A 22,205-nucleotide genomic window follows, 5' to 3' on the forward strand; every position below is an offset into this window, starting at 1 on the left:
GTCGTATGTTCAGACAGTGCGGGTCAGAAGGTCTGCACGATCAACTACGAGTAAAGGTGGCACTCGATTATGGGCGCCGGCGGAGTGGTCCGTCGGCGCCCTTCTCACTTGGAGGTGCGGGGTGCGTAAACGCTGGGCTTTCCTAGGGCTGCTCTCGATTGGCTTGGCCTCGATGTTGGTGTTGCGCGACTGGCGAAAGGATAACGAGCGGTCTCGAGCCGACAGTGCTCTGGCATCAGCTCAACACCAGCATTCAGACGACTTGTCGGAGCCAAGTGGTGGGCGGGATGACGTTGGATCACTTCCATCGGTGAAGCCCCTTCCACCCTTGGGCCGCCCCTTGCGGGCGACATTGGACGAGCTGGTTGCGCGCGCGTATGCAGGGGATGGACGCGCGGCCTGCAGGCTGGCTCTGGAGTACGCTGCGTGTGAACGCGCAGCTTCCAATATTGCGTCCATGGATGGCGCCGCAGCCGGCCAACAGGCCGACTCGCCCTCTCCGGGTGAGGTGACTATCCAGGTAACGCTGCCGCCGAGCGCCGGCCGCATCCTGGCCGATGCCGAACACTGCGATGGGGTTCTGCCGGCGCCGCCGGGTGAGGTCGCAAAGCTCTGGAGGATGGCTGCCCAGTCAGGTCATGTGCCTTCGATGCGGAACTACGCGCTCGGGAATGGACTGAACGGCGCAAACATGCTGGGTGAAGCGGAAGCCATGATCGCCTATCGGGGCGAGGCTCCGGAATTTGCACGGCGAGCAGCGGCTGAGGGGGACCTTGTGGCACTCCTCGCACTCGCCGCAGCGTACTCGCCCCGTTCGCACGAGCACTTCCCGACCCTCCTTGCCCCGGCTGCGGGACAGGATGTCGAGGCATCGATGGCGCTCTACCTTCACGCGCAGAACGTGATTGCGCCTGTTGCAAGCCAGCCTGAGTGGACCAACGTCAGTGCATTGATTCAACGTCGCCTGGGCGAGTTGCGTGTGATGGCGACGTCCGGTGAGATCTCGATGGCCGAACGAGAGGCGCAGGAAATGTGGCGGCGCTGGAAGCGCCCCGTGCTTGACGAGCCACCTCCGGTGACGCTCTTGGGGCGAGGAGGCGCGCGGCCTATAAAGGCGTCCGCATGCATGGAGGGGTAGCTGGACACACGTATGTTCCGCGCAATCCCTGGCTCTTGCGATTGCTTCTTTCGCACCCCTCATGCTGGAGGCCCCGAATGCGCGGGGCTTCCTTGGCCCCCCTGCTCAGGCTCGCCGTTTTCGTTGGGTCGTTGCCAAGGGCCCTTCCAGGAGGCCAGCCCGCCCTGGCCCCAGGGATGGGTTACTTCAGTTCCACAACGACTTTCTCGAGGGTGCCCGTGAAGGCATTCGGAACCCGGTAGTCCGGACTGACGGCGGTGCCCGTGTCCTGCCCCACGTCCATCGTTTCGTCGAGCGAGAAGCGATTGGGAACCGTTCGTTCGATGCGCTGCTGGGCCACCTGCCTGCCATCGACGGTGAGCACGCCGGTACCTCCCTTGCCCAGGCCGCCACCGTCGTAGGTGAAGTCGAATGCCACGGTGTGCTTGCCCGGAGGGAGAGGGTCGCCCGAGATCGTGGTGAAGTCCTCCTGCATCCAGTTGTAGACGAAGGCCGGACGGCTGTCCTGCAGCATCAGGGCCCACCCCGAGAACAGGCCACCCTGGGTGACAAGAATCCCGTTGGCTCCGCCCGCCGGGATTTCGATATCGGCCGTGAGCGTGTAGGAGCGGTTCTTTACATCGGGTGCGCTGCCCTCGGGTAGCCGGACCATGCCCGGGTAATAGGTCAGGGTATCCAGGCCTTCCACGGGCCCTGCTGGACGCCCTGCAACCCGCGCGTTGAACAGGGCAGCATTCTGGTCATTGAGCGGCAGGACCTGTCGTTTCCGGGCTTCGTCCATGAACTTCGCCTTCAGTTCGGCCAGCTTCTCCGGATGCTGGCGCGCAACGTCCTCGAACTCGGTGAAGTCCTGGCTCAGGTCGTACAGCTCCCACGGATCGTTCTCGAAGTCGAACTCCGAGGCTTCGTCCGACCAGGGAAGCAGGCCATGGGTGGTCGCAGCGATCCACCCGTTGTCGTAGATGGCACGCGTTCCGCCGATCTCGAAGTACTGCGTGGTCCGCCGACTGGGCGCATCCTTGCCCGCTGCATCGAATGTGTAGGCCATGCTGACGCCCGCCATGGGCTTCTGTTCGATACCGTTCGCCGTTCGCGGGGCCTGGATGCCGGTGGCCTGCAGGATCGTCGGGGTGATGTCGACCGCGTGATGGAACTGCGTACGCAGGGCTCCTTCGTCGTCGATGTGGCCCGGCCAGGCGATGACCAGCCCATTGCGGGTACCGCCAAAGTGCGAAGCCTGGCGCTTGGCGAGTCGCATCGGCGAATTCATGGCCATGGCCCAGCCCACCGGATAATGGTTGTAGGTGGTCGGGCCGCCGATCTCATCGAGACGGCCCATCGCGTCGGCAACCACGTCGGGGCGGTAACTGTTGAAGTCCGCGGCAATCTCGTTGAGCGTCCCCGTGAACCCCCCCTCGGCGCTGGCGCCGTTGTCGCCGACGGCGTAGATCACCAGGGTGTCGTCCGCCGCCCCGAGGTCTTCCACGGCATCCAGCATCCGGCCGATCTCGTGATCGGTATGGGCGAGGAAACCGGCATAGACTTCCATCATGCGGGCATAGACCTTCTTGCGGTCCGCTTCCAGCGCGTCCCAGTCCGTTACTTCGCCAGGCAGCGGATTATGGCGGGCACTTGCCGGAATGATGCCCTGTTCCCGCATCCGCTCAAACGTCTCCCGGCTGACGGCATTCCAGCCCTGGTCGAACTGACCTTTGAAACGGTCTATCCATGCTTTCGGAGCGTGGTGCGGGGCATGGGTGGCACCCGGCGCGAAGTACACGAAGAACGGCTTGTTCGGCGCCGTCGATTGCTGGTTGCGAATCCACGAAATCGCGCGGTCGGCGAGATCGGTCGTCAGGTGATAGTCCGGATCGTCCGCAGGCGGCTCGACCGGACGCGTGTTCTCCGTCAGCGCGGGCGCCCACTGGTTGGTGTCACCGCCGATGAAACCATAGAAATACTCGAAGCCCATTGCGTTGGGCCACTGGCGGAATGGGCCCGCCTGGCTCGTCTCGTAATCCGGTGTGTTGTGGTTCTTGCCGAACCACGCGGTGTTGTACCCGTTGTCGCGGAGGATCTGGCCCACGGTCACCGATGTGTCCGGCAGGATGCCGTTGTAGCCCGGAAAGCCGGTGGCTACCTCGGGAATGCCGCCAAAGCCGGCCTCGTGATGGTTCTGGCCCGTGAGGATCGCCGCGCGGGTCGGCGCACACAGAGCGGTCGTGTGCCACTGCGTATAGCGCAACCCACGTGCCGCCAGCTTGTCCAGCGCAGGCGTGGCCACGGGACCGCCGAAGGTCGAGGTCGCACCGAAGCCGACGTCGTCGAGCAGGATGAGGATCACGTTGGGTGCCCCGGCCGGCGGTGTCGGGTTCAACGGGAAGTCCCGTTCGGAGTCCTTGAAGTACTCGCTGATATGCCCGTTGAATTCTCCGGGACGCCGGTCCGGAATGGACGAAAGTCCTGATGCTCCCGACGTCTGGGCCGATGCCTGCGGCATGGCGATGGTCAGGGCGGCGCCCAGCAGGAGCGACAGCATGGAAAGGCATGGCTTCATCGGATGCATCCTGGTCATGGCAGCGGCCCTCGGAACACACATGCGCCGGGCGACCATGGATGCTGTCGCGGCGCTCGAGTGATATGGATTGTGCCTGCGCGTCCCCTCGCGTCCAGACACTGGGCAGGGTGCCGGCGCCCGCGTAAAAGGTTCGTGAACAGGGATTGAGGCCTGGGCAGTGAAAGGTCGGCAAGAGAAAGCCCCGCATGCGCGGGGCTTTCCTGCCTGCAGAGGCCCCGGCTCAGCCCGCCGGTTCCGGCCTCTCGTCCGGCGTGTCGTCCGGCGCATCGCGGCGCGGCCGCTGCCGGCGAAGCGTCGCGACAGCATCTTCCGCAAGGCCCGGACACCTTCGCCCTTGCCGACCGCCTTCAGCACCGCATAGCCCTCCAGCGACGCCACCATCACGTCGCTGCCCAGCGCCATCTCGGTATTCCGCATCTTCTCCAACAGCCGCATGAGCTTGACGATGCGGGCGTTGAGCGCATCATGCGAGGTAAGGTCGCGGCGCATCTCCTCGAGGTCGAAACTGCGCGGCATCAGCGCGACGTTCTCGCCCATCACCTCCAGCGCGGTGCGGCAGAACACCTCCGAACCGTTCCCCATCTTGACCATGAACTTCTTGTCCGTGGGCGTGACCGGGACCATCAGCGGTTCGATGGTGGCCTGGATGCGGGCGATGGCTTCGTCGACGATCGCCCAGTCGTCGGGCGTGAGGTGGGTATCCACCAGGTTCTGACCCATATTCCTTTCTCCTTGGGTGCGTGGGGTTTCCAATCGGTCGTCATGACCGGCACCGGCCTTCATGGCCGGCGTGTCGAGGGTAGGGCACGCCGGCCCGTACCGGCAAACCGGTGGCGTATGGAAGCGGCGCACCCTGTTCGTGGGCACGGCAATGCTCGCGCGAGGGCCCCGGCAGGCGTGTGCGCGAGCGTCCACCTGCTCGCGCACGCGCATCGGCATGGGGTCGCACGAGCCCTTAACTGCTCGCGCGACCCCGTCGGTACGCCCGACGGCGGGCACCCGACCTCTCAACGGTGGGTACCACACCCCTCGACGGTGGGCACCCCACCGCCCGACAGCGAGCACTCCACCCCTCGCGCGCGGGCAGCAGGGGCCTCGCAAGCGAGCCGCCGGATGCTCGCGGTCGGGCATTCCCCTGCCCGGCGACGAGCAGGGCGGCGCCCAACCGCGAGCATGGGAGTGCTCGTGCGCGAGCGGGTCGGCACCCGGCCGCGGGCATCGGCTCGCCCGACCGCGAGCCTGCCGATGCCCGCCGTTGACCGCCGTCCCCGGCGCCTCGAACAGGCTCCCGCTACCGCATGCCCGCGCCCGACGGGCCGGGTTCAAGCACCCCGCTTCTGCAGCCGGTGGTACTGGAAGGTGCCGGTGATGCCGCCCCAATAGAAGTAGATGAAGATGAAGGAGATCAGCAGGCCGGTCGGTCGCCCGCCCTCGATCATGATCAGGATCTTCGACAGGATGAAGTACACGAGCATGGCGACCGCGCAGGTCCGGCTCTTGCGATGGATGCCGAACACCAGCCCGGCGATGAGGGCGACGTCGAGCAACTCCCAGGCGGTGAAACCGAGGGCCTCGATGCCGGCCATGGAGGCCAGCACCAGTGCAAGGGTGATGCTGCCGGAGACGGCGCCGGCGATCCAGGCGTGCTTGATCTTCTTCAGCACCTCCGCCGGCACCGGGGCCGGCGCGGTGCCCACCTCGGCGGTGGGCGCGATGTACGGATTCTCCGTCGACATGTGTCTTCCCCTGGCCGACCCGCGCCCGCATGGCGCGTCCCCGTCGGCAATCCCATCCTGGGCGACTTCGCGTGGACGAACAAGCGTCCCCGCGTGCTGGCGAACCCCGGTCGATGCGAACGCAGGCGCGTGCCGCCGTAGCGGCCAAGCGGGAGCAGGTGGAGGCGAAGACCCTCGGCATCTCCTCCGATATCCTCGCGGACCCCGGGAGGGGCGTCATGCCATCGGGGCAGTGCATGCCGTGGTGCGGCAGGGCGCTTTTCACAAACCCTCGACATTCCGCGACCGAGCATGAACACGCGACCTGGGCTGGGGAGTAGCCACGCGGGTCGATGTCAGGCCCCCTGAACTGACCAGGAGATTCCGTGAACACCAGGTTCCCCCGTATCGCGGGTGGCGTCGCCATGCTGGTGGCGACCGGGCTGATGCTGGCCCTGCCCGCCACCGCCCAGGAGTCGCTGCCGTTCCCGCCCACGCCCTCGGGCAGCACGGCAGGGCCGACCATCGCCCAGTCGAACTACAGCCCGCGGGCGGCGAGTTCGCCGCTGCCGGACAACGCCCCCAACATCGTCGTGATCATGCTCGACGACGTCGGTCCCGCGTTGCCGGATGTCTATGGCGGCGTCATCCACACGCCGACCCTCGGGAAACTGGCGCAGGAGGGGGTGTCCTACAACCGCTTCCACAATGCGGCGATGTGCTCGCCCACGCGCGCCTCGCTGCTGACCGGTCGCAACCACCACCGGGTCGGCAACGGCCAGATCGCCGAACTGGCGAACGACTGGGACGGCTACTCGGGCCGCATCCCGCGCACGTCGGCCACGGTCGCCAAGGTGCTCGGCTACTACGGCTACGCCACCGCGGCGTTCGGCAAGTGGCACAACACGCCGGCCAATGAAACCACCGCCGTCGGCCCGTACACCGACTGGCCGGCGGGCGAGGGCATCGGCTTTGACTATTTCTACGGCTTCCTCGCCGGCGAGTCCTCGCAGTGGGAGCCCGCGGTGGTCGAGAACACCGTGCGCCTGGATCCCTCGCACGGCCGGGAGGGCTACCACTTCACGGAGGACATGACCGACAAGGCGGTGTCGTGGATGAAGCAGGTGCATGCACTCACGCCCGACCGGCCCTTCTTCATGTACTGGGCGCCGGGTGCGTCGCACGGTCCGCACCACATCTTCAAGGAATGGGCGGACAAGTACGCGGGCAAGTTCGATGGCGGCTGGGACCAGATGCGCGAGGACATCTTCGCGCGCCAGAAGGCGCTGGGCTGGATCCCGGCGGACACCGAGCTGACGCCGCGGCCCGACTCGCTCGCCGCGTGGGCGGACATCCCGGAGGACGAGAAGCCCTTCCAGCGTCGCCTGATGGAAGTGTTCGCCGGCTACACCGAGCACGCGGACACCCAGGCCGGCCGCCTGCTCGCGGCCCTGGACGAGATGGGCGTGCGGGACAACACGCTGATCTTCTACGTGTGGGGCGACAACGGCTCGAGCGCGGAAGGGCAGAACGGCACCATCAGCGAGCTGCTGGCGCAGAACGGCATCCAGACCGAGATCAAGGACCACATCCGGGCCATGAACGAGCTGGGCGGCCTGGACGTGCTCGGCTCGCCCAAGGCCGACAACATGTACCACGCCGGCTGGGCCTGGGCGGGCTCCACCCCGCACCGTTCCACCAAGCTGGTCGCCGCGCACTTCGGTGGCACGCGCACGCCGCTGGTGGTGTCGTGGCCGGGGAAGATCACCCCTGACGACACCCCGCGCCCGCAGTTCCACCACGTCAACGACATCGTGCCGACGATCTACGACGTCCTCGACATCACCGCGCCCAGGCTGGTCGACGGCATCAGCCAGGACCCGCTGGATGGCGTGAGCATGGCGTACTCGTTCAATTCGGCGACCGAGCCCGGCCGCAAGACCAGTCAGTACTTCGAGATCATGGGCAGCCGTGCCTTCTACCAAGACGGCTGGATCGCCTCGGTGTTCGGGCCGCGGACGCCCTGGAGCAGTGGCCTGGATCCGGCGATCTTCAAGTGGTCGCCGGACGCGGATGCGTGGGAACTGCATGACCTGGGCGCGGACTACTCGCAGGCGAACGATGTCGCGGCCGCGCATCCGGACCGGCTCGAAGCCCTGAAGGCCGACTTCGACAAGGTGGCCCGCGAGAACAAGGTCTGGCCGGTCGGCGGCGGCCTGTGGTCGGTGGTCTTCCATCCCGAGGACGCACCGTCCAATCCGGCGACCTCGTTCCAGTACACCCAGGAAGTCGTCGGCGTCCCGGAGTTCGCGGCACCGAAGATCGGCGCCCGCAACAGCCTGGTCACCATCCAGGCCGAGCTTGCGTCCGACTCGCAGGGCGTCCTGTACGCCCTGGGCGCGTTCTCGGGTGGCGTGGCGCTGTGGGTGGACAACGGCACGCTGAACTACGAGTACAACCTGTTCGAGATCGAGCGGACGCACCTGGCGTCCTCCTCGCCGCTGCCGACGGGCAAGGTCACGATCGAGGTCGAGACCCGCAAGGCGGACACCGGCCATGCCGGTCCGATGGACGTCGAGGTGCGCGTCAACGGACAGGCGGTGGCCAGCGGACGGGTGCCCCGGCACGCGCCGCTCGCGTTCACCGCCAACGACGCGTTCGACGTCGGCCGCGACAGCTACTCGCCGGTGTCGCTGGCCTACTTCGACCGCAAGCCATTCGCCTTCAATGGCCGGATCGACCGGCTGGACGTGAAGTACCTGGAATAAGCGTCATCCTGCGGCATCCCCTGGCCGGCACCGGGGGCTGCTGCGCTATCCTGCGCCGATGCCGCCTTCGTCCCTTCAATGCTCGGGCTGACCGTCGTCGCACTGGCCAGCCTGGCGTGGCTGGCGCTGATGTTCGGTGCTGCGCTGTATGCCGAGCGGGTGCCGACCGTGTGGGCGCGGCACTGGCGCCATGTCTACGCGCTGTCGCTGGCGGTGCACTGCACCTCGTGGACCTTCTACGGCACGGTCACCCAGGCGGCACGCCACGGCTGGCCGCTGCCGCCGACCTTCCTCGGCGCGATCCTGTTCTACGCCCTCGCAGTTGCCTTCATGGTGCGGCTGGTGCGGCTGGCGCGCGAGACCAACGCCACGTCGCTGGCCGACCTGATCGCGACGCGGCTGGGCAAGGACGCGTGGCTGGCCGCGACGGTCACCCTGGTCGCCGCGCTGGGCCTGGTGCCCTACATCGCGCTGCAGCTCAAGGCGGTGGCGATGAGTTTCGCGATGCTGACCGCCGGGCGCGTCGCCGTGGCCGGGGATGCCCCGTGGCGCGATGGCGCGCTGTACGTGGCGCTGGCCATGGCGGTGTTCGCGATGCTGTTCGGCGCGCGCCATGCCAGCGCCGCCGAGCACAACCGCGGGCTGGTGCTGGCGATGGCGCTGGAGTCGGTGTTCAAGCTGCTGGCGATGTTGGCCATCGGCGCCTTCGTCTGGTGGGGGCTGGGCGATGTGGCGCTGCCGGCCACGGCGCCGGTGACGCCGCCAACACCGGTGCCGGGGGCGGGGTTCATGCCGCTGGTGTTCCTGGGCGCGCTGGCGATGTTCATCCTGCCGCACCAGTTCCATGTCGGCGTGGTGGAGTGCCGCAGCGAGCGTGACGTCGCCACCGCGCGCTGGCTGTTCCCGCTGTACCTGGTGCTGATTGCGCTGCCGGTGCTGCCGCTGGCGAAGGCCGGCACTGTGCTGCTGGGTGACCAGGTGCCGTCGGACCTGTACGTGCTGGCGCTGCCGATGTCGCAAGGCCATGAAGGCCTGGCGCTGGTCGCCTTCCTCGGTGGCCTGAGCGCGGCGACCGGCATGGTGGTCGTCAGCACGCTGACCCTCAGCCTGATGATCGGCAACCACTGGTTCGCGCCCGGGCTGCTGCGCGGCGCCTGGGCGCGCAACGACGGCAGCGACCTGCGCGGCCGGGTGCTGGCGCTGCGACGCGCGGGCATCGTCGTGATCATGCTGCTGGCCTGGCTGTACAGCCGCGTGGTGGCCGGCAGCGACGTGCTGGCCGATGTCGGCGCGGTGTCGTTCTCCGCGCTGGCGACGTTGACCCCGGCGCTGGCCTTCGCGGTCTGGCGGCCGCAGACGCCGCCACGCGCGGCGGTGGCCGGCGTGGTCGCCGCCTTCGCGGTGTGGGCCTGGGTGCTGCTGGTGCCGATGCTTGGCGGTGAGCCGGCCGCGGGCTGGCGAAGCGCGGGCCCGTTCGGCTGGCAGTGGCTGTCGCCGGACGGCCTGTTCGGACTGACCGGCTGGAGCCGGCTGGGCCGGGCGGTGGGCGCCAGCCTGTTCGTCGGCACCCTGGTCACGGTGCTGGTGTCGGCCTGGCGCCGTGAATCGCCGCGGCGGGCAATGCGCGGGCTGGACGCGCGCGCGCTGCGTGACGCCGGCCTGCGCTTCCTGTCGCGCGAACGGGTGCTGCAACTGCTGCAGGGCGCGCCGGACAGCGGACCGGTCGCGCCGGAGACCGAGGCGCGCATCGAGCGCGAGCTGGCGGCGGTGCTGGGCTCGGCCTCGGCGCGCGTGCTGCTGGACGCCGCGCGCCGCGAGGCCGGCAGCGGGCTCGACACCGTCGCCCAGATCGTCGGCGAGGCCTCGGCCGACCTGCGCTTCAACCAGCGCGTGCTGGAGGCGGCACTGCACAACATGAGCCAGGGCATCAGCGTGGTCGACGCCGACCTGCGACTGGTGGCATGGAACCGGCGCTATGTGGAGCTGTTCGGCTTCCCCGACGAGCTGTTGCAGGTCGGGCGGCCGATCGCCGACCTCGCGCGCTGGGCGATGCGCCAGGTGCCGCCGGACGGCGACCTGGAGCGCGCGCTGGAGCGCCGGCTGGCCTACATGCGGGCCGGCACCGTGCACCTGAGCGAGCGCGTGCTGCCGGATGGCAGCATCGTCGAGATCCGCGGCAATCCAATGCCGGGCGGCGGCTTCGTCGCCACCTTCACCGACGTCACCGAGTTCCGACGGGCCGAGGCGGGGCTGATCCAGGCCAACGAGACGCTGGAGCAGCGCGTGGTCGCGCGCACCACCGACCTGCAGGCGGCGACGCGCGAGGCCGAGCGCGCCAACGAGGCCAAGAGCCGCTTCCTCGCCGCGATCGGCCATGATCTGATGCAGCCGCTGCATGCCGCGCAGCTGTTCGCCGACGCGCTGGGACCACAGGTGGGCACGCCGCAGCGCGAGGTGGTCGACCAGATCAGCGGTGCGCTGGATTCGACCCATGACCTGCTGTCGGGGCTGCTGGACATGTCGCGGATCGAGGCGGGCGGGCTGGTGCCTCAGCCGCGCGACTTCCCGCTGTCCGACGTGCTGGAGCCGCTGGCCTCGGAGTTCGGGGCGATCGCGGCGGCACGCGGGCTGCGCTTCCGCTGCGTGCCAACCGCGGCGTGGGTGCGCTCGGACCCGCAGCTGTTGCGGCGCGTGCTGCAGAACTTCCTCGCCAATGCGGTGCGTTACACGCCGGCCGGCACGGTGTTGCTCGGCGTGCGTCGCGATGGCGATGGCCTGCGCATCGAAGTGCTGGACACCGGGCCGGGCATCGACGAGGCACAACGCCAGGTGATCTTCGAGGAATTCCGCCGCGGCGACCGCGCGCCGGGGCAGGGCCTGGGCCTCGGCCTGTGGATCGCCGACCGCATCGCGCAGTTGCTGGGCACGCCATTGGGCCTGCGCAGCACGCCCGGCCGCGGCACGGTGTTCAGCGTCCGCGTGCCACGTGCCCGTGCGCCCGACGCGGTGCCGTCACCGGCCGGCGCACTGGCCACCCCGGCCCGCAGCGCGCTGGTGCTCGACAACGACCCTCAGGCGCTGGCCGCGCTCGTGGGCCTGCTGGAACGCTGGGGCTACCGCGTCGCCTCCGCGACCACGGGCGACGAAGCCGCGCGCACCCTCGAGCGCGAGGATGCCTTCCTCTGGCTGTTCGACTACCACCTCGACGATGGCGACACCGGCGTCGCCGTCGCCGAGCGCCTGAGCGCGCGCTTCGGGCCGCGCCCCGGGCTGATCCTCAGCGCCGATGCCAGCGACGACGTGCGCCGGGCCGTGCAGGAGGCGGGCTGGCCGCTGGTGGTCAAGCCGCTCAAGCCGCTGGCTTTGAAGTCGGTGCTGGACCGGCTGCTGGCGGCGCGTGGCGCGTAGGGCGACGACGACGGGCGGTCCCGGTCAACGAGGCATGTTCGCCATCTCGATTTCGCCACTGTCCAATCGCGATACGAAGCCTCTGCAGAGATCCCCGTCCGATGCGCGTACCTCTGCAACCACGTTGTCGAGGGTCGTTTTTCGAGTTCTTGCCAAGATCTCGTCCCACGCGGCCATCGAAGCCTCGTCGTCGGGGGCGGCTTCCCTGATCCTCTGGCGCATCCAGCCGGGAAATGTCGCGGCGCTGTCCACGGCCGCCTGGTTGCGGACGAGCCAGCGATCCATCGCCGCGGCGTGGGCCGTGGCCATTTCCGGTACGCGCTCCTTGCAGACGACCTGGACGGTCTCGAGCGTGAGCCATCCCTGATGGAGGGCGGCCCGCGATCTGAACTCGGCGTCGACCAGCGACTCGATCGCTGTGGACGCGGGTGGTGCGGCCAGCGCGTGCATCCCCCATGCCGCGGATATCGCCAGTGCGGCGACGATGGCGTGCTTCATGCGTTCCCCCTGTCTGTGCTCTCTGGATCGGGCCGGCGTATGGGCCTGCGCGGCCGGACCTGCCATGCGGCTGCCGGCAGCTTATCCCGATCGACGGCGCGTCGCCCCTGCCCGGGTGGCCGAACTTCGGGGACTCGGGACCGATGACGCCGGCGCAACTGAGCCGCCGACGGGCGGTACCGGTTTTCCACAGCCGGTGTGGATGGAGGGTGCACGAAGCTGTGGATAACCGTCCCGGGCCCTTGCCGGGCCGTCCTGCATGACGGTTTGGTGAAAAAAGCGCCAGGCTCAGCCGGGGACCTGGCGGCTGGGGTCGGACAGTTCCAGCTCGCGCAGGACCACGCTGGCCTGGGTGCGGTTGCGCACGCCGAGGCGTTCGAAGATGGCCGACAGGTGGGCCTTGACCGTGCGTTCCTGCACGTCCAGGCGGTCGGCGATCTGCTTGTTCAGCAGGCCCTGGGCGACCAGGGTCAGCACGCGGAACTGCTGCGGCGACAGGCTGGCAAGGCGGGCGGCGAGGTCGGCGTCGGCGCGCGCGCTCTCGGTGCGGGCAACGGCGCCGCGCAGCGCGGCCGGCAGCCACTGCTCGCAGGCGAGCACGGCGCGGATCGCGTCGCGCAGTTCGTCCAGGCCCGCGCTCTTGGGCAGGTAACCGGCGGCGCCGTGGTCGAGCGCGCGGCGCACCACGCGCGGGTCGTCGTTGGCGGAGACCACCACCACCGCGACGCCGGGATACTGCGTGCGGATCGCGGCGAGTCCGGCCAGGCCGTGGTTGCCCGGCATGTGCAGGTCCAGCAGGACCAGGTCGACGTCGGCGTCGGCCTCCAGCACGGCGATGACGGCCTCGAGGGTATCGGCCTCCTGCACGCTGGCGCCGGGGACGGCATCGGCCGACGCCTGGCGGAGGGCGGCGCGGAACAGCGGGTGGTCGTCGGCGATCAGCAGGCGGGACATCGTGCCGCCAGCCTAGCAGCCCGCTCCGCGGGTCGGCGCGCGCGCCTGCTCGTACATAAGTACGATGGGCGCGGCCCATGGCATTGCTAGGCTGCGTGCATGGATACGATCACCGTCATGACGCCGACCCGCATCGCGGCCTGCCTGCTTGCCCTGTTGGCCGTGGGAGGCGGCGGTTGCGCCAGCATCCCGGCCGACGACCATGAGGCGGGGGAGGACGTGTCGAGCATGATCAGCGCCGAACGGGTGACCGTGCATCGCGACGGCGACGACCTGCTGACCGCCGGGCTGGGCCTGGACGGCTTGCGGGTGATGACGCCGCCGGCCTTCGCCGATGCCGCACAGCCGACGCCGGCGGAGCTGCGTCGTCGAGCGATCTGGTCGAGCTGGCGCGGCATCGCCGACCTCGCGCCGGGGGGCGGCTACGGCGACGTGTATGGCAGCACCGCGGCGGTGCCGGGGCGCGAGTACAGCGCACTGGCGACGCTGGACGGCGCGCGCCAGCCTCACCGCGTGGTGGTGCAGGTGCCCGATGCGTTCGATGCCGGCAAGCGCTGCGTGGTCGTGACCGCGGCGTCGGGTTCGCGCGGCGTGTACGGCGCAATCGCGGTCGCGAGTGCCTGGGGCCTGCCGAAGGGCTGCGCGGTGGCGCACACCGACAAGGCCGCGGGCTCGGATTATTTCGACCTCGATGCCGGCCTGGGCGTGGCGGCGGACGGCACGGTGCAGGCCGAAGCCGAGGCGTTCCAGCCGGCGCTCGACGCGACAGCGGCCGACGGCGTCAAGGGTGTCGCGGTCAAGCACGCACATTCCGGCGACAACCCGGAAGCCGACTGGGGCCGGCATGTGCGCCAGGCCGCCGAGTACGCGCTGCATGCGCTGGAGGCCGCTCGGCCGGACCTGGCGCCCTTCACCTTCGACAACACGCGGGTGATCGCGGTAGGCATCTCCAACGGCGGCGGCGCGGTGCTGCGCGCGGCCGAGCTGGAGGGTGACTGGCTGGACGCAGTGGTGGCCGGCGAACCGAACATCGACGTGGACGGCGGCCGCAGCCTCTACGACTACACCACCGAGGCCGCGCTGCTGATGCCCTGCGCCTTGCTCGACCCGGCGCTCGCACCGCTCCCGCAGCCGCCGCTGGCGGCGCAGGTGGGCGCCGTCGGGCTGGTGCGTTGCGCCTCACTGAAGCAGGCGGGTCTGGTGGACGGCGATGATGCCGCGGCGCAGGCCGTCGATGCGCATCGCCGGCTCAACGCCAGCGGTTGGACGGACGAGGCCCTGCGCGCGGGTGCGCTTTCGGCCGGCTTCGACCTGTGGCGCTCGGTCGCCGTGACCTACGCCTCCGCCTATGGGCGCTACGCCCCGGGCGAACACCCCTGTGGCTTCGGTTTCGCCGCGCTGGATGCGAACTTCGCCCCGCGGCCGGCGACGGCTGACGAACGCACGGCCTGGTGGTCCGATGCCAGCGGCATCCCGCCGGGTGCTGGCGTGGTCATTACCGAAACGCCGGTTGCGCTGCCGGACCCGGCCTTCGCTGGCCTGCAATGCCTGCGCACCCTCTGGACCGGCGACACCGCCGATGCCCGACGCGTGCAGGCAGGCGTCGCCGCGATCCGCGCGTCGGCGCCGCGCGAGGGGCTGCCGGTCGTCGTCGTCCACGGCCTGCACGACGGCCTCATCCCGGTGGCCTTCAGCAGCCAGCCCTACGTGGCGATGGCCCGTGCCGCGGGCCGCGACGTGCGCTACTGGCAGGTCGACCACGCCCAGCATTTCGATGCCTTCCTCGGTTTCCCCGACTACGCCGCCCGCTATCTGCCGCTGCTGCCCTATGTGTACACGGCGCTGGACCGCGTCGAGGCGCACCTGGACGGGCAGGGCACGTTGCCGGCGGATGCGGTCATCACCACCACGCCGCGTGGCGCGGGCAACGCACTGACCGCCGGGCACCTCGCGCTGCCCGACTGAGGCCGGGCGGTCACCGCCGTGCCCTGGCCGATCGAGCCAGGGCGGTCACGACGAGAGGGCCAGAACGAGGCGTCAGGTCAGGGCATCACGTCGTCGAACAGGCGCTCGGCGCGTTGCCACAGACCGCGCACCTCCCGTTGCACCTGCTCGATCCAGCCCGGTTCCGGCGTCGGAGCGGGCGTTTGAGACGGCGCCGGCTGCCGGGGCACCGGGCGAGGGGCCGGTCGCGGCGCACGGGGCGCTGGCGTGGCGGGGCGTCGGTTCGGGGCCGTGGGCGCGGCGACGGCGACCGGCGCGGCCGCCGCAGCCATGCCGACCGGCGCGATGTCGCTGCCCTTCATGATCCCCAGCGGCGTGTAGCCGCCGTATCCGGGGAACACCGTGCCCAGGTTGGGGTTGCGCATGCGGCGGATCAGGATCTCGGACAGCACGCGGCGGTGGTCGGTGGTCACCGGGACGTCGCCGTAGTACGGCGAGAGCACCTGCGGGTCCAGCCCCAGCCAGTTGCCGTAGAGCCTGCGCCCGTTGACCGTGCCGCCCATCACCAGCATCGGGTTGCCGTAGCCGTGGTCGGTGCCGCGGTTGGCGTTCTCGCGCACGCGCCGGCCGAACTCGGACTGGACCACCGTCGTTACACGGGACAGGTGGCCACTGGCTGCCAGCGTCGCGTGGAACGCGGCCAGCGCCTGCGACAGCTCGGAGATCTTGTTCTGGTAGTAGTGGTAGCCGCTGCCGGCCGAGCCCTGGCCGTCATGGGTGTCCCAGCCGCCCAGGTCCAGCGTGGCGTAGCGGAGGCCCAGGTTCATCTGGATCGACTGCGCGACCGTCCACAGCTGGCGGGCGAAGGTGCTGGTCGGCCATTCCGGGGGCAGTCCGGCATACGGTTGCTGGGCGACCACGCGCAGGGCGTTGTCGGCGCGGGCACCGGCGCGCTCCAGGCCGGTCTGGCCTTCCCACAGCGTCTCCAGCATCTCGTTGACACCCACCAGGCCGGCCGGTGAGTTGTCGCGCACCTTCTGCCAGGACCATGCCCCCGCGTTGAGGGCGAAGTCACCGGGACTGCCCATGGTCAGGGCCGCGGTGCTGCCATTGAAGTTGGCCGGCTGGCGGCTGTTGACCGCGAGGCCGGTCATGGACTGCGACGCGGTGACGCCCGGCTGGCTGTCCAGCGCACGTGCGAGCCAGCCGGTGCCGGTGCCCTGGCGCCCCGGGGTGCCGAGGTCGATCGACAGTTGGGCGTCGAAGTGACTGCGGGTGACCGAAGTCAGCAGGCCGGCGCAGTGCACGATGCCGAGCAGGCCGTCGTTCCAGAGGTCGCGCAGACCCGTGGCGGAGGGGTGCAGGCCGAAGCCGGTGGCGCCGCCGCCGGCCAGGGTCAGCGGCAGCGCGCCGTAGGTGCCCGTGGCCGCGATGGCGATGTCGGGGCGTGCCTGTTCGTAATGCACCCGGTCGTTGCCGCTGATGGGCAGCACCAGGTTCAGGCCGTCCATGCCGCCGCGCAGGAACACCGACACCACGGTGTCGTAGCCGTTGGCAGCCGCGGCAGGACCGGAGAAGAACAGGCCCGGCCCTGCGGCACCGATCGCGGCGCTGGCGGCACAGCCCTTGAGGAAGCGGCGACGACTCTCTTCGACAGTCTTCATCATCGTCTCCTCAGCGGCTCAGGAACTCGGGGGACATCAGGACCAGCGAGACCATGCTGCGCAGCCGTTCCTGGTTGTAGTGGTTCTTGAGGTCGTTGCCGGCCCAGCCGTTGGTGTCGGCGATGACGTGGGTTGCCGGATCCCCGTTCTGGGCGAGGAAGCCGATCAGGGCGAGCCGCCGGGGATTCGACGGTTTGCGTCCGAGGAGGCGGGTGCACCAGTAATCGACGAGCCTGGTCGCGGTCCACTGCGGGACCTGCGCCCGGCTGATCGCAAGGATGGGCAGGATGGGGGTCTCCCCGTCCTTCGCCTCGGTCAGCCAGTTCAGCAGCTTCCAGTCCATCGCCAGGCTGTTGGCGCCGGTCCAGGCCTGTTCCGAGTCCGGATACCCGTTCGGCGCTGGCCAGGCATACGGCTCATGTCCGGTGAAGCCCAGCCGCCACATGAAATTGTTGGAGGCATCGTTGTCCAGGCGCAGGGTCCAGTCGCTGCCGCCCGCGCGCATCGCCGCGACGATCGCGTCGAAGGGGCGGCGGACCTTGCGGCCCCAGGCGTTGTACATCGCGGTCGAGTTGAGGATGTGCCGCAGCACGCGCGCGATCTGGTCGCTGGATTGCCAGTGCTGGCGGAATAACGCAGCGGCACTGCGGACCAGCGACTCCGGAGCATCGTCGCGCACGAAACGCCGGATCAGCTTCGCGCAGACGAAGCGCGCGGTGGCCGGGTGGCTGGCCAGGCGGTCGAGCACGTCGCGGCCGTCCTTCATCGCGGGCGTCTCCGGGTTCAGCAGGCGGCCGAGCACGAACTTGGGTCCCGCGTCGTGCCAGCTCTGCCGGTATACGAAGGTGCCGTCGTTGTCGTTCGGGAATTCCCAGTGCCCGTTCTTCAGGGTCCAGCCGGTGAAGGCGGAGGCGGTCTCGTAGACGTCGATGTCGGTGTAGCCGGACGGGTAGTCGCCATCGACTGGATCGGGCGGCACTGCGAAGGGGTCCATGAAGCCGAGGTAGTGCTCGGCGCCGAGCGTGTGCAGTTCGAGCAGTTCGCGCGCCCAGTTCTCGTTGGGGCCGGCGCGGGTGTTCGACACGTTGTCGAGGTAGTACAGCATCGCCGGGCTGGTGGCGACGGCCTCCAGCATGGCGCGGAAGTTGCCCAGCGCGTGCTGCCGGATCACGTCGCGGTCGTAGTGCACGTACACCGGGGCGGCCGAATACTCGGTCGCGGTGACGTTGAAATGGTCGTGCCAGAAGTGCACCACCATCTCGCGCAGCTGGCGGCGGGAATGGGTGGCGCGGACGAAGGCCGAGCGCTGCACTTCCCAGGCGGGGCGCATGCGGACGTCGTAAACCGGATCGCCCTGCACGTGCTGGCTCCACAGCGCGGTCAGGGGCTTGCCCAGGGTGGTGTAGCCGGCATTCGTGAGCCGTGTTTCGACCGCGCTGTCATCGATGGCCTGCCAGTCGAGCTGCCAGTCGACCCAGTTGGCCAGCCGCTCCGCGTCGTTCGCCCCCAGCGCGTTGAACTCCGAGAGCGCCTGCGGCGTGATGCCGAAGCTGAGGTTGGACAGCATGCGTACGGCGAAGGGCGGGCGCGCGAGCGTCAGCAACTGGGGCGGCGCGCTACCGGCCATCGAGGGGGCGCGGCCGAGGTAGGGCTGCGCAGTCGAGTCCGCACTGCCGCCGTTCTCGCCCAGATGGCCCTGCGTGGGGATGGTGAGCCCGTTTCCGTAGCGTTCGGCCAGGAAGCGGGCGGGACGGCTGCTGCTGGTACGGCGCGTGACGCCCGGCTGGGCCGCGTCATCCATGCGCAGGCCTGTCACCGCGTGCATGGCACGCATGATCTGGTCCGCGGTCGACATTGCTTCGAATCCCCCAAAGACCCGGCGCGCGAACGGGAGCGCAGCCGGGGCAGCCCCCTGCGAGCGCGAATATAGCGCGGCACGAGGATTGGGACATGACCGCCTTCACGGTATCGACGTGACGCCCGCTTGCGGGATCGCGGGACGCTTGGCAGGCTGGATGCCCCGGTCGCAGGACTGCAGGAGCCGAACGCCGATGCCGCGCCATTTTTCCATGCTGCGTGAGTTCCACCTGGCGGACTGGTTCACCCTGTCCAACGCGATCTGCGGGCTGGGCGCCGTGTTCGCCTCGATGCACTACCTGCAGACCGGACAGGTGCGAAGCCTCTGGGTCGGCATGGCGCTGATCCCGCTGGCCTTCATCTTCGACGCCCTCGATGGTCGCATCGCGCGCTGGCGCAAATCGGCATCGACGCTGGGTCGCGAACTCGATTCGCTGGCCGACGTGATCTCCTTTGGCGTCGCGCCGGCGGCGCTGGCCTATGCCTGTGGCCTGCACGGCGGCTGGGACTGGCTGGTCCTGAGCTACTTCGTCGGCTGCGGTGTAAGCCGCCTGGCGCGCTACAACGTGACCGCCGAGCAGCTGTCGGGCGGCGAGGACAAGGTCAGCCATTTCGAGGGCACGCCGATCCCGACCAGCCTGCTGCTGGTGGTGGTGTTGGCCGTCGCGCTCTGGCAGGGCGCGATCGGCGACGCGCTGTGGCTGGGGGCGGTGAAGCTCGGGCCGTGGGTGCTGCACCCGCTGGTGCTGATGTTCGCCGTCTCCGGCACGCTGATGATCAGCAAGACGCTGCGCATCCCGAAGCCTTGAGCGTCGCCGGCCCGGGCCGCGCACGGTCGGATCCGGGGGCGGCCGCTTCGCACGGGCTGAAACCTGCGGTTGCTATGATCGGCCCTCGGCTTGGAGGGCAAGATGACGAACCGTTCCTTCGGTGATTTCGACGCACTGGCGCGCGAATACTGGGCCCGGATGGGCGAGATGATGCAGCAGGGAGCCGTCCCGCCTGCGGGGCTTCCCGGCTGGGATGACGCCATGGGCGCCTGGTCGCGGATGGCGACGGGCGGCGTGCCGGGCGTGGACGACATGGTCGGACGCTTCGACCGGCAGGCGCGGGACTGGTACGGCCGGTTCCAGGAGCTGGCCGCCGGCTTCATCGGGCGTGATGCCGGCGCGGCGGATGTTGCCGAGGCCTGCAAACAGATGCTTGGCGGGGCGATGGCGCAGCCGTTCGCCGACATGTTCGACACCATGGGCGGCCCCGGGCAGCAGGGCTTCGACCAGTGGATGAAACAGGCGGGCCCCTTCCTGGGGGCCTTGCAGGGCGAAGGGCGGGCTTGGCTCGGCATGCCGACCTTCGGCTTCAATCGCGAACACCAGGCGCGCTGGCAGCGCATCGCGCAATTGCACATGGACTACCAGTCGCGCAGCCAGGCCTGCCAGGCCCTGCTGGCCGAGGCCGGGCAGAAAGCGTTCCAGTTCTTCGAGGACAAGCTGGCCGATCACGCGCAGCCCGGCCGGCAGCTGACCTCGGCCCGGGCCCTGTTCGACCTGTGGGTCGATGCGGCCGAGGAGGCTTATGCCGAGGTGGCGATGTCGCCGCGCTACCGCGAGGACTTCGGCGAGATGGTCAACGCGCAGATGCGCCTGCGCGCAGCCGTGCAGCACGAGGTGGAACTCGTCGCGGGGCTGTTCGGCATGCCGTCACGGACCGAGATCGACTCCGCCCATCGCAAGATCGTGCAGTTGGAGCGTGAGCTGCGGCGCCTGCGCGACGCCGTGGCCGGTGCCGCGTCTGCCACAGTTGCACCCGCAAAGGCCACGGCGCCTGCCACCGGCGCCAAAGCCCCCGCGCGCAGTCGCTCCTCGACTGCGGCGCCCGTCAGACGGGCGGAGGCCCGCACGGCGTCCTCGAAGCCCACCGCCAAGGCGGCGTCCGCGAAAAAGCCCCTGCCGGCGAAGCGCGTGGCTGCGAAGAAAGCGTCCGCGAAGCGCATGTCCACGAAAGACGGGCCCGCGAAAGGCGCGTCCGGGAAAGGCGCGTCCGTGAAAAAGCGCGCATCGAGCACCGCGGCGACCCGTGCCGCCCGCGGCACGGCCGCACGCCGCACGCCGGCAACGCGCAAGGCCGCCTCCAAGCCGGTGACAAAAGTACCGCGTCCGCGCGTGAAGGGAGGCCGCTGAGATGGGCCGCATCGACATCAACGCACCGCTGCACTTCACTGCCGAAGGTCTGGCGCAGGAGGCGATGGCCTTCCAGTCGCGCCTGAGTGCGGGCCTCGGGACGCTGCGCGAAGTCGAAGACGTCGACTACGGCGCGACTTCCAAGGAAGAAGTCTGGCGCGACGGCCGCGTGGTGCTGTACCGCTTCCGTGGCGACCGCGCGCCGACCGCGAAGGTACCGCTGCTGATCGCCTATGCGCTGGTCAACCGGCCGTACATGACCGACCTGCAGGCGGACAAGTCGATCGTGCGTGGCCTGCTCGAGCGCGGTGAGGACGTCTACATCCTCGACTGGGGATACCCGGACCGCTCCGACCGCTATCTTGAGCTCGAGGACTACATCGAGCGTTTCCTGGGCGGCGCGGTCGACCACCTGCGTGCGACCAGCGGCGAGGACGCGGTCAACCTGCTCGGCATCTGCCAGGGCGGTGCGTTCTCGCTGTGTTATGCGTCGCTGAATCCGTCGAAGGTGCGCAACCTCATCACGATGGTGACGCCGGTGGACTTCCACACCGACGACAACATGCTGTCTCACTGGACGCGCGGGATCGACATCGACCAGTTCGTCGACACGCTCGGCAACATCCCGGCCGACATGATGAACTGGTGCTACCTGACGCTGAAGCCCTGGCGCCTGTTCGTGCAGAAGTACGTCGGCCTGGTCGACATCCTCGACAACAAGCAGGCGGTCGAAGACTTCCTGCGCATGGAAAAGTGGATCTTCGACTCGCCCGACCTGGCGGGCGAGGCATTCCGCCAGTTCATCAAGATGTTCTACCAGGGCAACGGGTTCCTGAAGGGCGGAATCCGCATCGGCGAGCGCGAGGTCGACCTGTCGCGCATCACCATGCCGGTGCTGAACATCTACGCGCTGCAGGACCACCTGGTGCCGCCGGCCGCCTCGCAGGCGCTGGGCGGGCTGGTGGGAACGACCGACTACAGCGAACACTCGTTCCGTGGCGGGCATATCGGCATCTATGTGTCGGGCCGGGCCCAGCGGGAAGTGCCGGACACCATCCACCAGTGGCTGGACCAGCGCGCGGAATGAAGCGTCGCGGCCCGGGCTTGCTGGGGTTGATGCTGGTGCTGGCGGCCGGTGCTGCGTTCGCGGCTCCGCCGGAGTCGGTGGTGCGGGAGATGGACGCGCTCGTCGAAGCGCTGGCGACGTCCGGCTGCGAGTTCCAGCGCAACGGGCGCTGGCACGACGCGGACGAAGCGGCGGACCACCTCAGGCGCAAGCAGGCGTGGTTGCTGAAGCGGGGCCTGATCGACAGCACGGAGCAGTTCATCGCGCGTGCCGGCACCGAGAGCAGCATCAGCGGGCGCCCGTATCGCGTGCGATGCGGAGACCACGCGGAGGTCACGTCGTCCGAATGGCTGAACGAGGCGCTGGATGCCCTCAGGGCACGCACGCCGCCATCACGGTGACGGCGCGATACTCGCGCCATGGCCGTACCGGAAC

The 22,205-nt window shown here is 69.3% G+C and carries 14 protein-coding genes; 8 read left to right on the forward strand and 6 right to left on the reverse strand.

The features are described from left to right. The first annotated feature begins 457 nt into the window (after nucleotides 1-457). Complete coding sequence (locus H4F99_RS03320) at nucleotides 458-1,138, forward strand: hypothetical protein (protein ID WP_182668304.1); 681 nt, start codon at nucleotides 458-460, stop codon at nucleotides 1,136-1,138. 181 nt (nucleotides 1,139-1,319) lie between these two features. On the opposite strand, the gene H4F99_RS03325 is transcribed toward H4F99_RS03320, so the two are convergent. Further along, the gene (locus H4F99_RS03325; protein ID WP_220481011.1) at nucleotides 1,320-4,499 is read right to left on the reverse strand and encodes an arylsulfatase; all 3,180 of its coding nucleotides are present in this window, start codon (nucleotides 4,497-4,499) and stop codon (nucleotides 1,320-1,322) included. A gap of 539 nt (nucleotides 4,500-5,038) precedes the next feature. Continuing rightward, nucleotides 5,039-5,452 carry a hypothetical protein gene (locus tag H4F99_RS03330; protein ID WP_182668305.1) on the reverse strand — a complete coding sequence of 138 codons (414 nt, stop codon included), beginning with the start codon at nucleotides 5,450-5,452 and terminating at the stop codon, nucleotides 5,039-5,041. Nucleotides 5,453-5,817: 365 nt separating this feature from the next. Between H4F99_RS03330 and H4F99_RS03335 the strand changes: the two genes are divergently transcribed. Both H4F99_RS03335 and H4F99_RS03340 read left to right on the forward strand, forming a co-directional pair. Continuing rightward, nucleotides 5,818-8,199, forward strand: coding sequence for an arylsulfatase (locus H4F99_RS03335; RefSeq protein ID WP_220481012.1), 2,382 nt, complete (start codon nucleotides 5,818-5,820; stop codon nucleotides 8,197-8,199). Between the two features lie 78 nt (nucleotides 8,200-8,277). Beyond that, nucleotides 8,278-11,607 (forward strand): PAS-domain containing protein, encoded by a 3,330-nt coding sequence (locus H4F99_RS03340; protein WP_182668306.1) that lies wholly within the window; start codon nucleotides 8,278-8,280, stop codon nucleotides 11,605-11,607. Nucleotides 11,608-11,631: 24 nt separating this feature from the next. Here the strand turns inward: H4F99_RS03340 and H4F99_RS03345 are convergent, their stop codons facing one another. Continuing rightward, nucleotides 11,632-12,105 (reverse strand): hypothetical protein, encoded by a 474-nt coding sequence (locus H4F99_RS03345; RefSeq protein WP_182668307.1) that lies wholly within the window; start codon nucleotides 12,103-12,105, stop codon nucleotides 11,632-11,634. A gap of 288 nt (nucleotides 12,106-12,393) precedes the next feature. Then, complete coding sequence (locus tag H4F99_RS03350; protein ID WP_182668308.1) at nucleotides 12,394-13,059, reverse strand: response regulator transcription factor; 666 nt, start codon at nucleotides 13,057-13,059, stop codon at nucleotides 12,394-12,396. 99 nt (nucleotides 13,060-13,158) lie between these two features. Here H4F99_RS03350 and H4F99_RS03355 point away from each other — a divergent pair, with 99 nt between their 5' ends. Further along, the gene (locus H4F99_RS03355; protein WP_246371219.1) at nucleotides 13,159-15,024 is read left to right on the forward strand and encodes a D-(-)-3-hydroxybutyrate oligomer hydrolase; all 1,866 of its coding nucleotides are present in this window, start codon (nucleotides 13,159-13,161) and stop codon (nucleotides 15,022-15,024) included. A 77-nt stretch (nucleotides 15,025-15,101) separates the two neighbouring features. On the opposite strand, the gene H4F99_RS03360 is transcribed toward H4F99_RS03355, so the two are convergent. Beyond that, nucleotides 15,102-16,667, reverse strand: coding sequence for a DUF1501 domain-containing protein (locus tag H4F99_RS03360; RefSeq protein WP_182668309.1), 1,566 nt, complete (start codon nucleotides 16,665-16,667; stop codon nucleotides 15,102-15,104). Between the two features lie 10 nt (nucleotides 16,668-16,677). Continuing rightward, on the reverse strand, nucleotides 16,678-18,522 hold the full coding sequence (locus H4F99_RS03365; RefSeq protein WP_182668310.1) for a DUF1800 domain-containing protein: 1,845 nt from the start codon (nucleotides 18,520-18,522) through the stop codon (nucleotides 16,678-16,680). Nucleotides 18,523-18,718: 196 nt separating this feature from the next. On the opposite strand from H4F99_RS03365, the gene pssA reads away from it, so the two are divergent. The 4 genes from pssA (at nucleotide 18,719) to H4F99_RS03385 (ending at nucleotide 22,171) form a co-directional block, all read left to right on the forward strand. Beyond that, nucleotides 18,719-19,333: a CDP-diacylglycerol--serine O-phosphatidyltransferase gene (pssA, locus tag H4F99_RS03370; protein ID WP_182668311.1), complete on the forward strand. Its 615-nt coding sequence runs from the start codon at nucleotides 18,719-18,721 to the stop codon at nucleotides 19,331-19,333. Nucleotides 19,334-19,435: 102 nt separating this feature from the next. After that, nucleotides 19,436-20,704 (forward strand): class III poly(R)-hydroxyalkanoic acid synthase subunit PhaE, encoded by a 1,269-nt coding sequence (gene phaE, locus H4F99_RS03375; protein ID WP_182668312.1) that lies wholly within the window; start codon nucleotides 19,436-19,438, stop codon nucleotides 20,702-20,704. A gap of 16 nt (nucleotides 20,705-20,720) precedes the next feature. Next, a complete protein-coding gene (locus H4F99_RS03380) occupies nucleotides 20,721-21,791 on the forward strand; it encodes a class III poly(R)-hydroxyalkanoic acid synthase subunit PhaC (RefSeq protein WP_182668477.1) in 1,071 nt (356 codons plus the stop codon). After that, nucleotides 21,788-22,171 carry a YfeK family protein gene (locus tag H4F99_RS03385; protein WP_182668313.1) on the forward strand — a complete coding sequence of 128 codons (384 nt, stop codon included), beginning with the start codon at nucleotides 21,788-21,790 and terminating at the stop codon, nucleotides 22,169-22,171. Before H4F99_RS03380 ends, H4F99_RS03385 begins: the two co-directional genes overlap by 4 nt. Nucleotides 22,172-22,205: the final 34 nt, after the last annotated feature.

The organism is Marilutibacter penaei, from assembly GCF_014145395.1.
GTDB lineage: Bacteria > Pseudomonadota > Gammaproteobacteria > Xanthomonadales > Xanthomonadaceae > Marilutibacter > Marilutibacter penaei.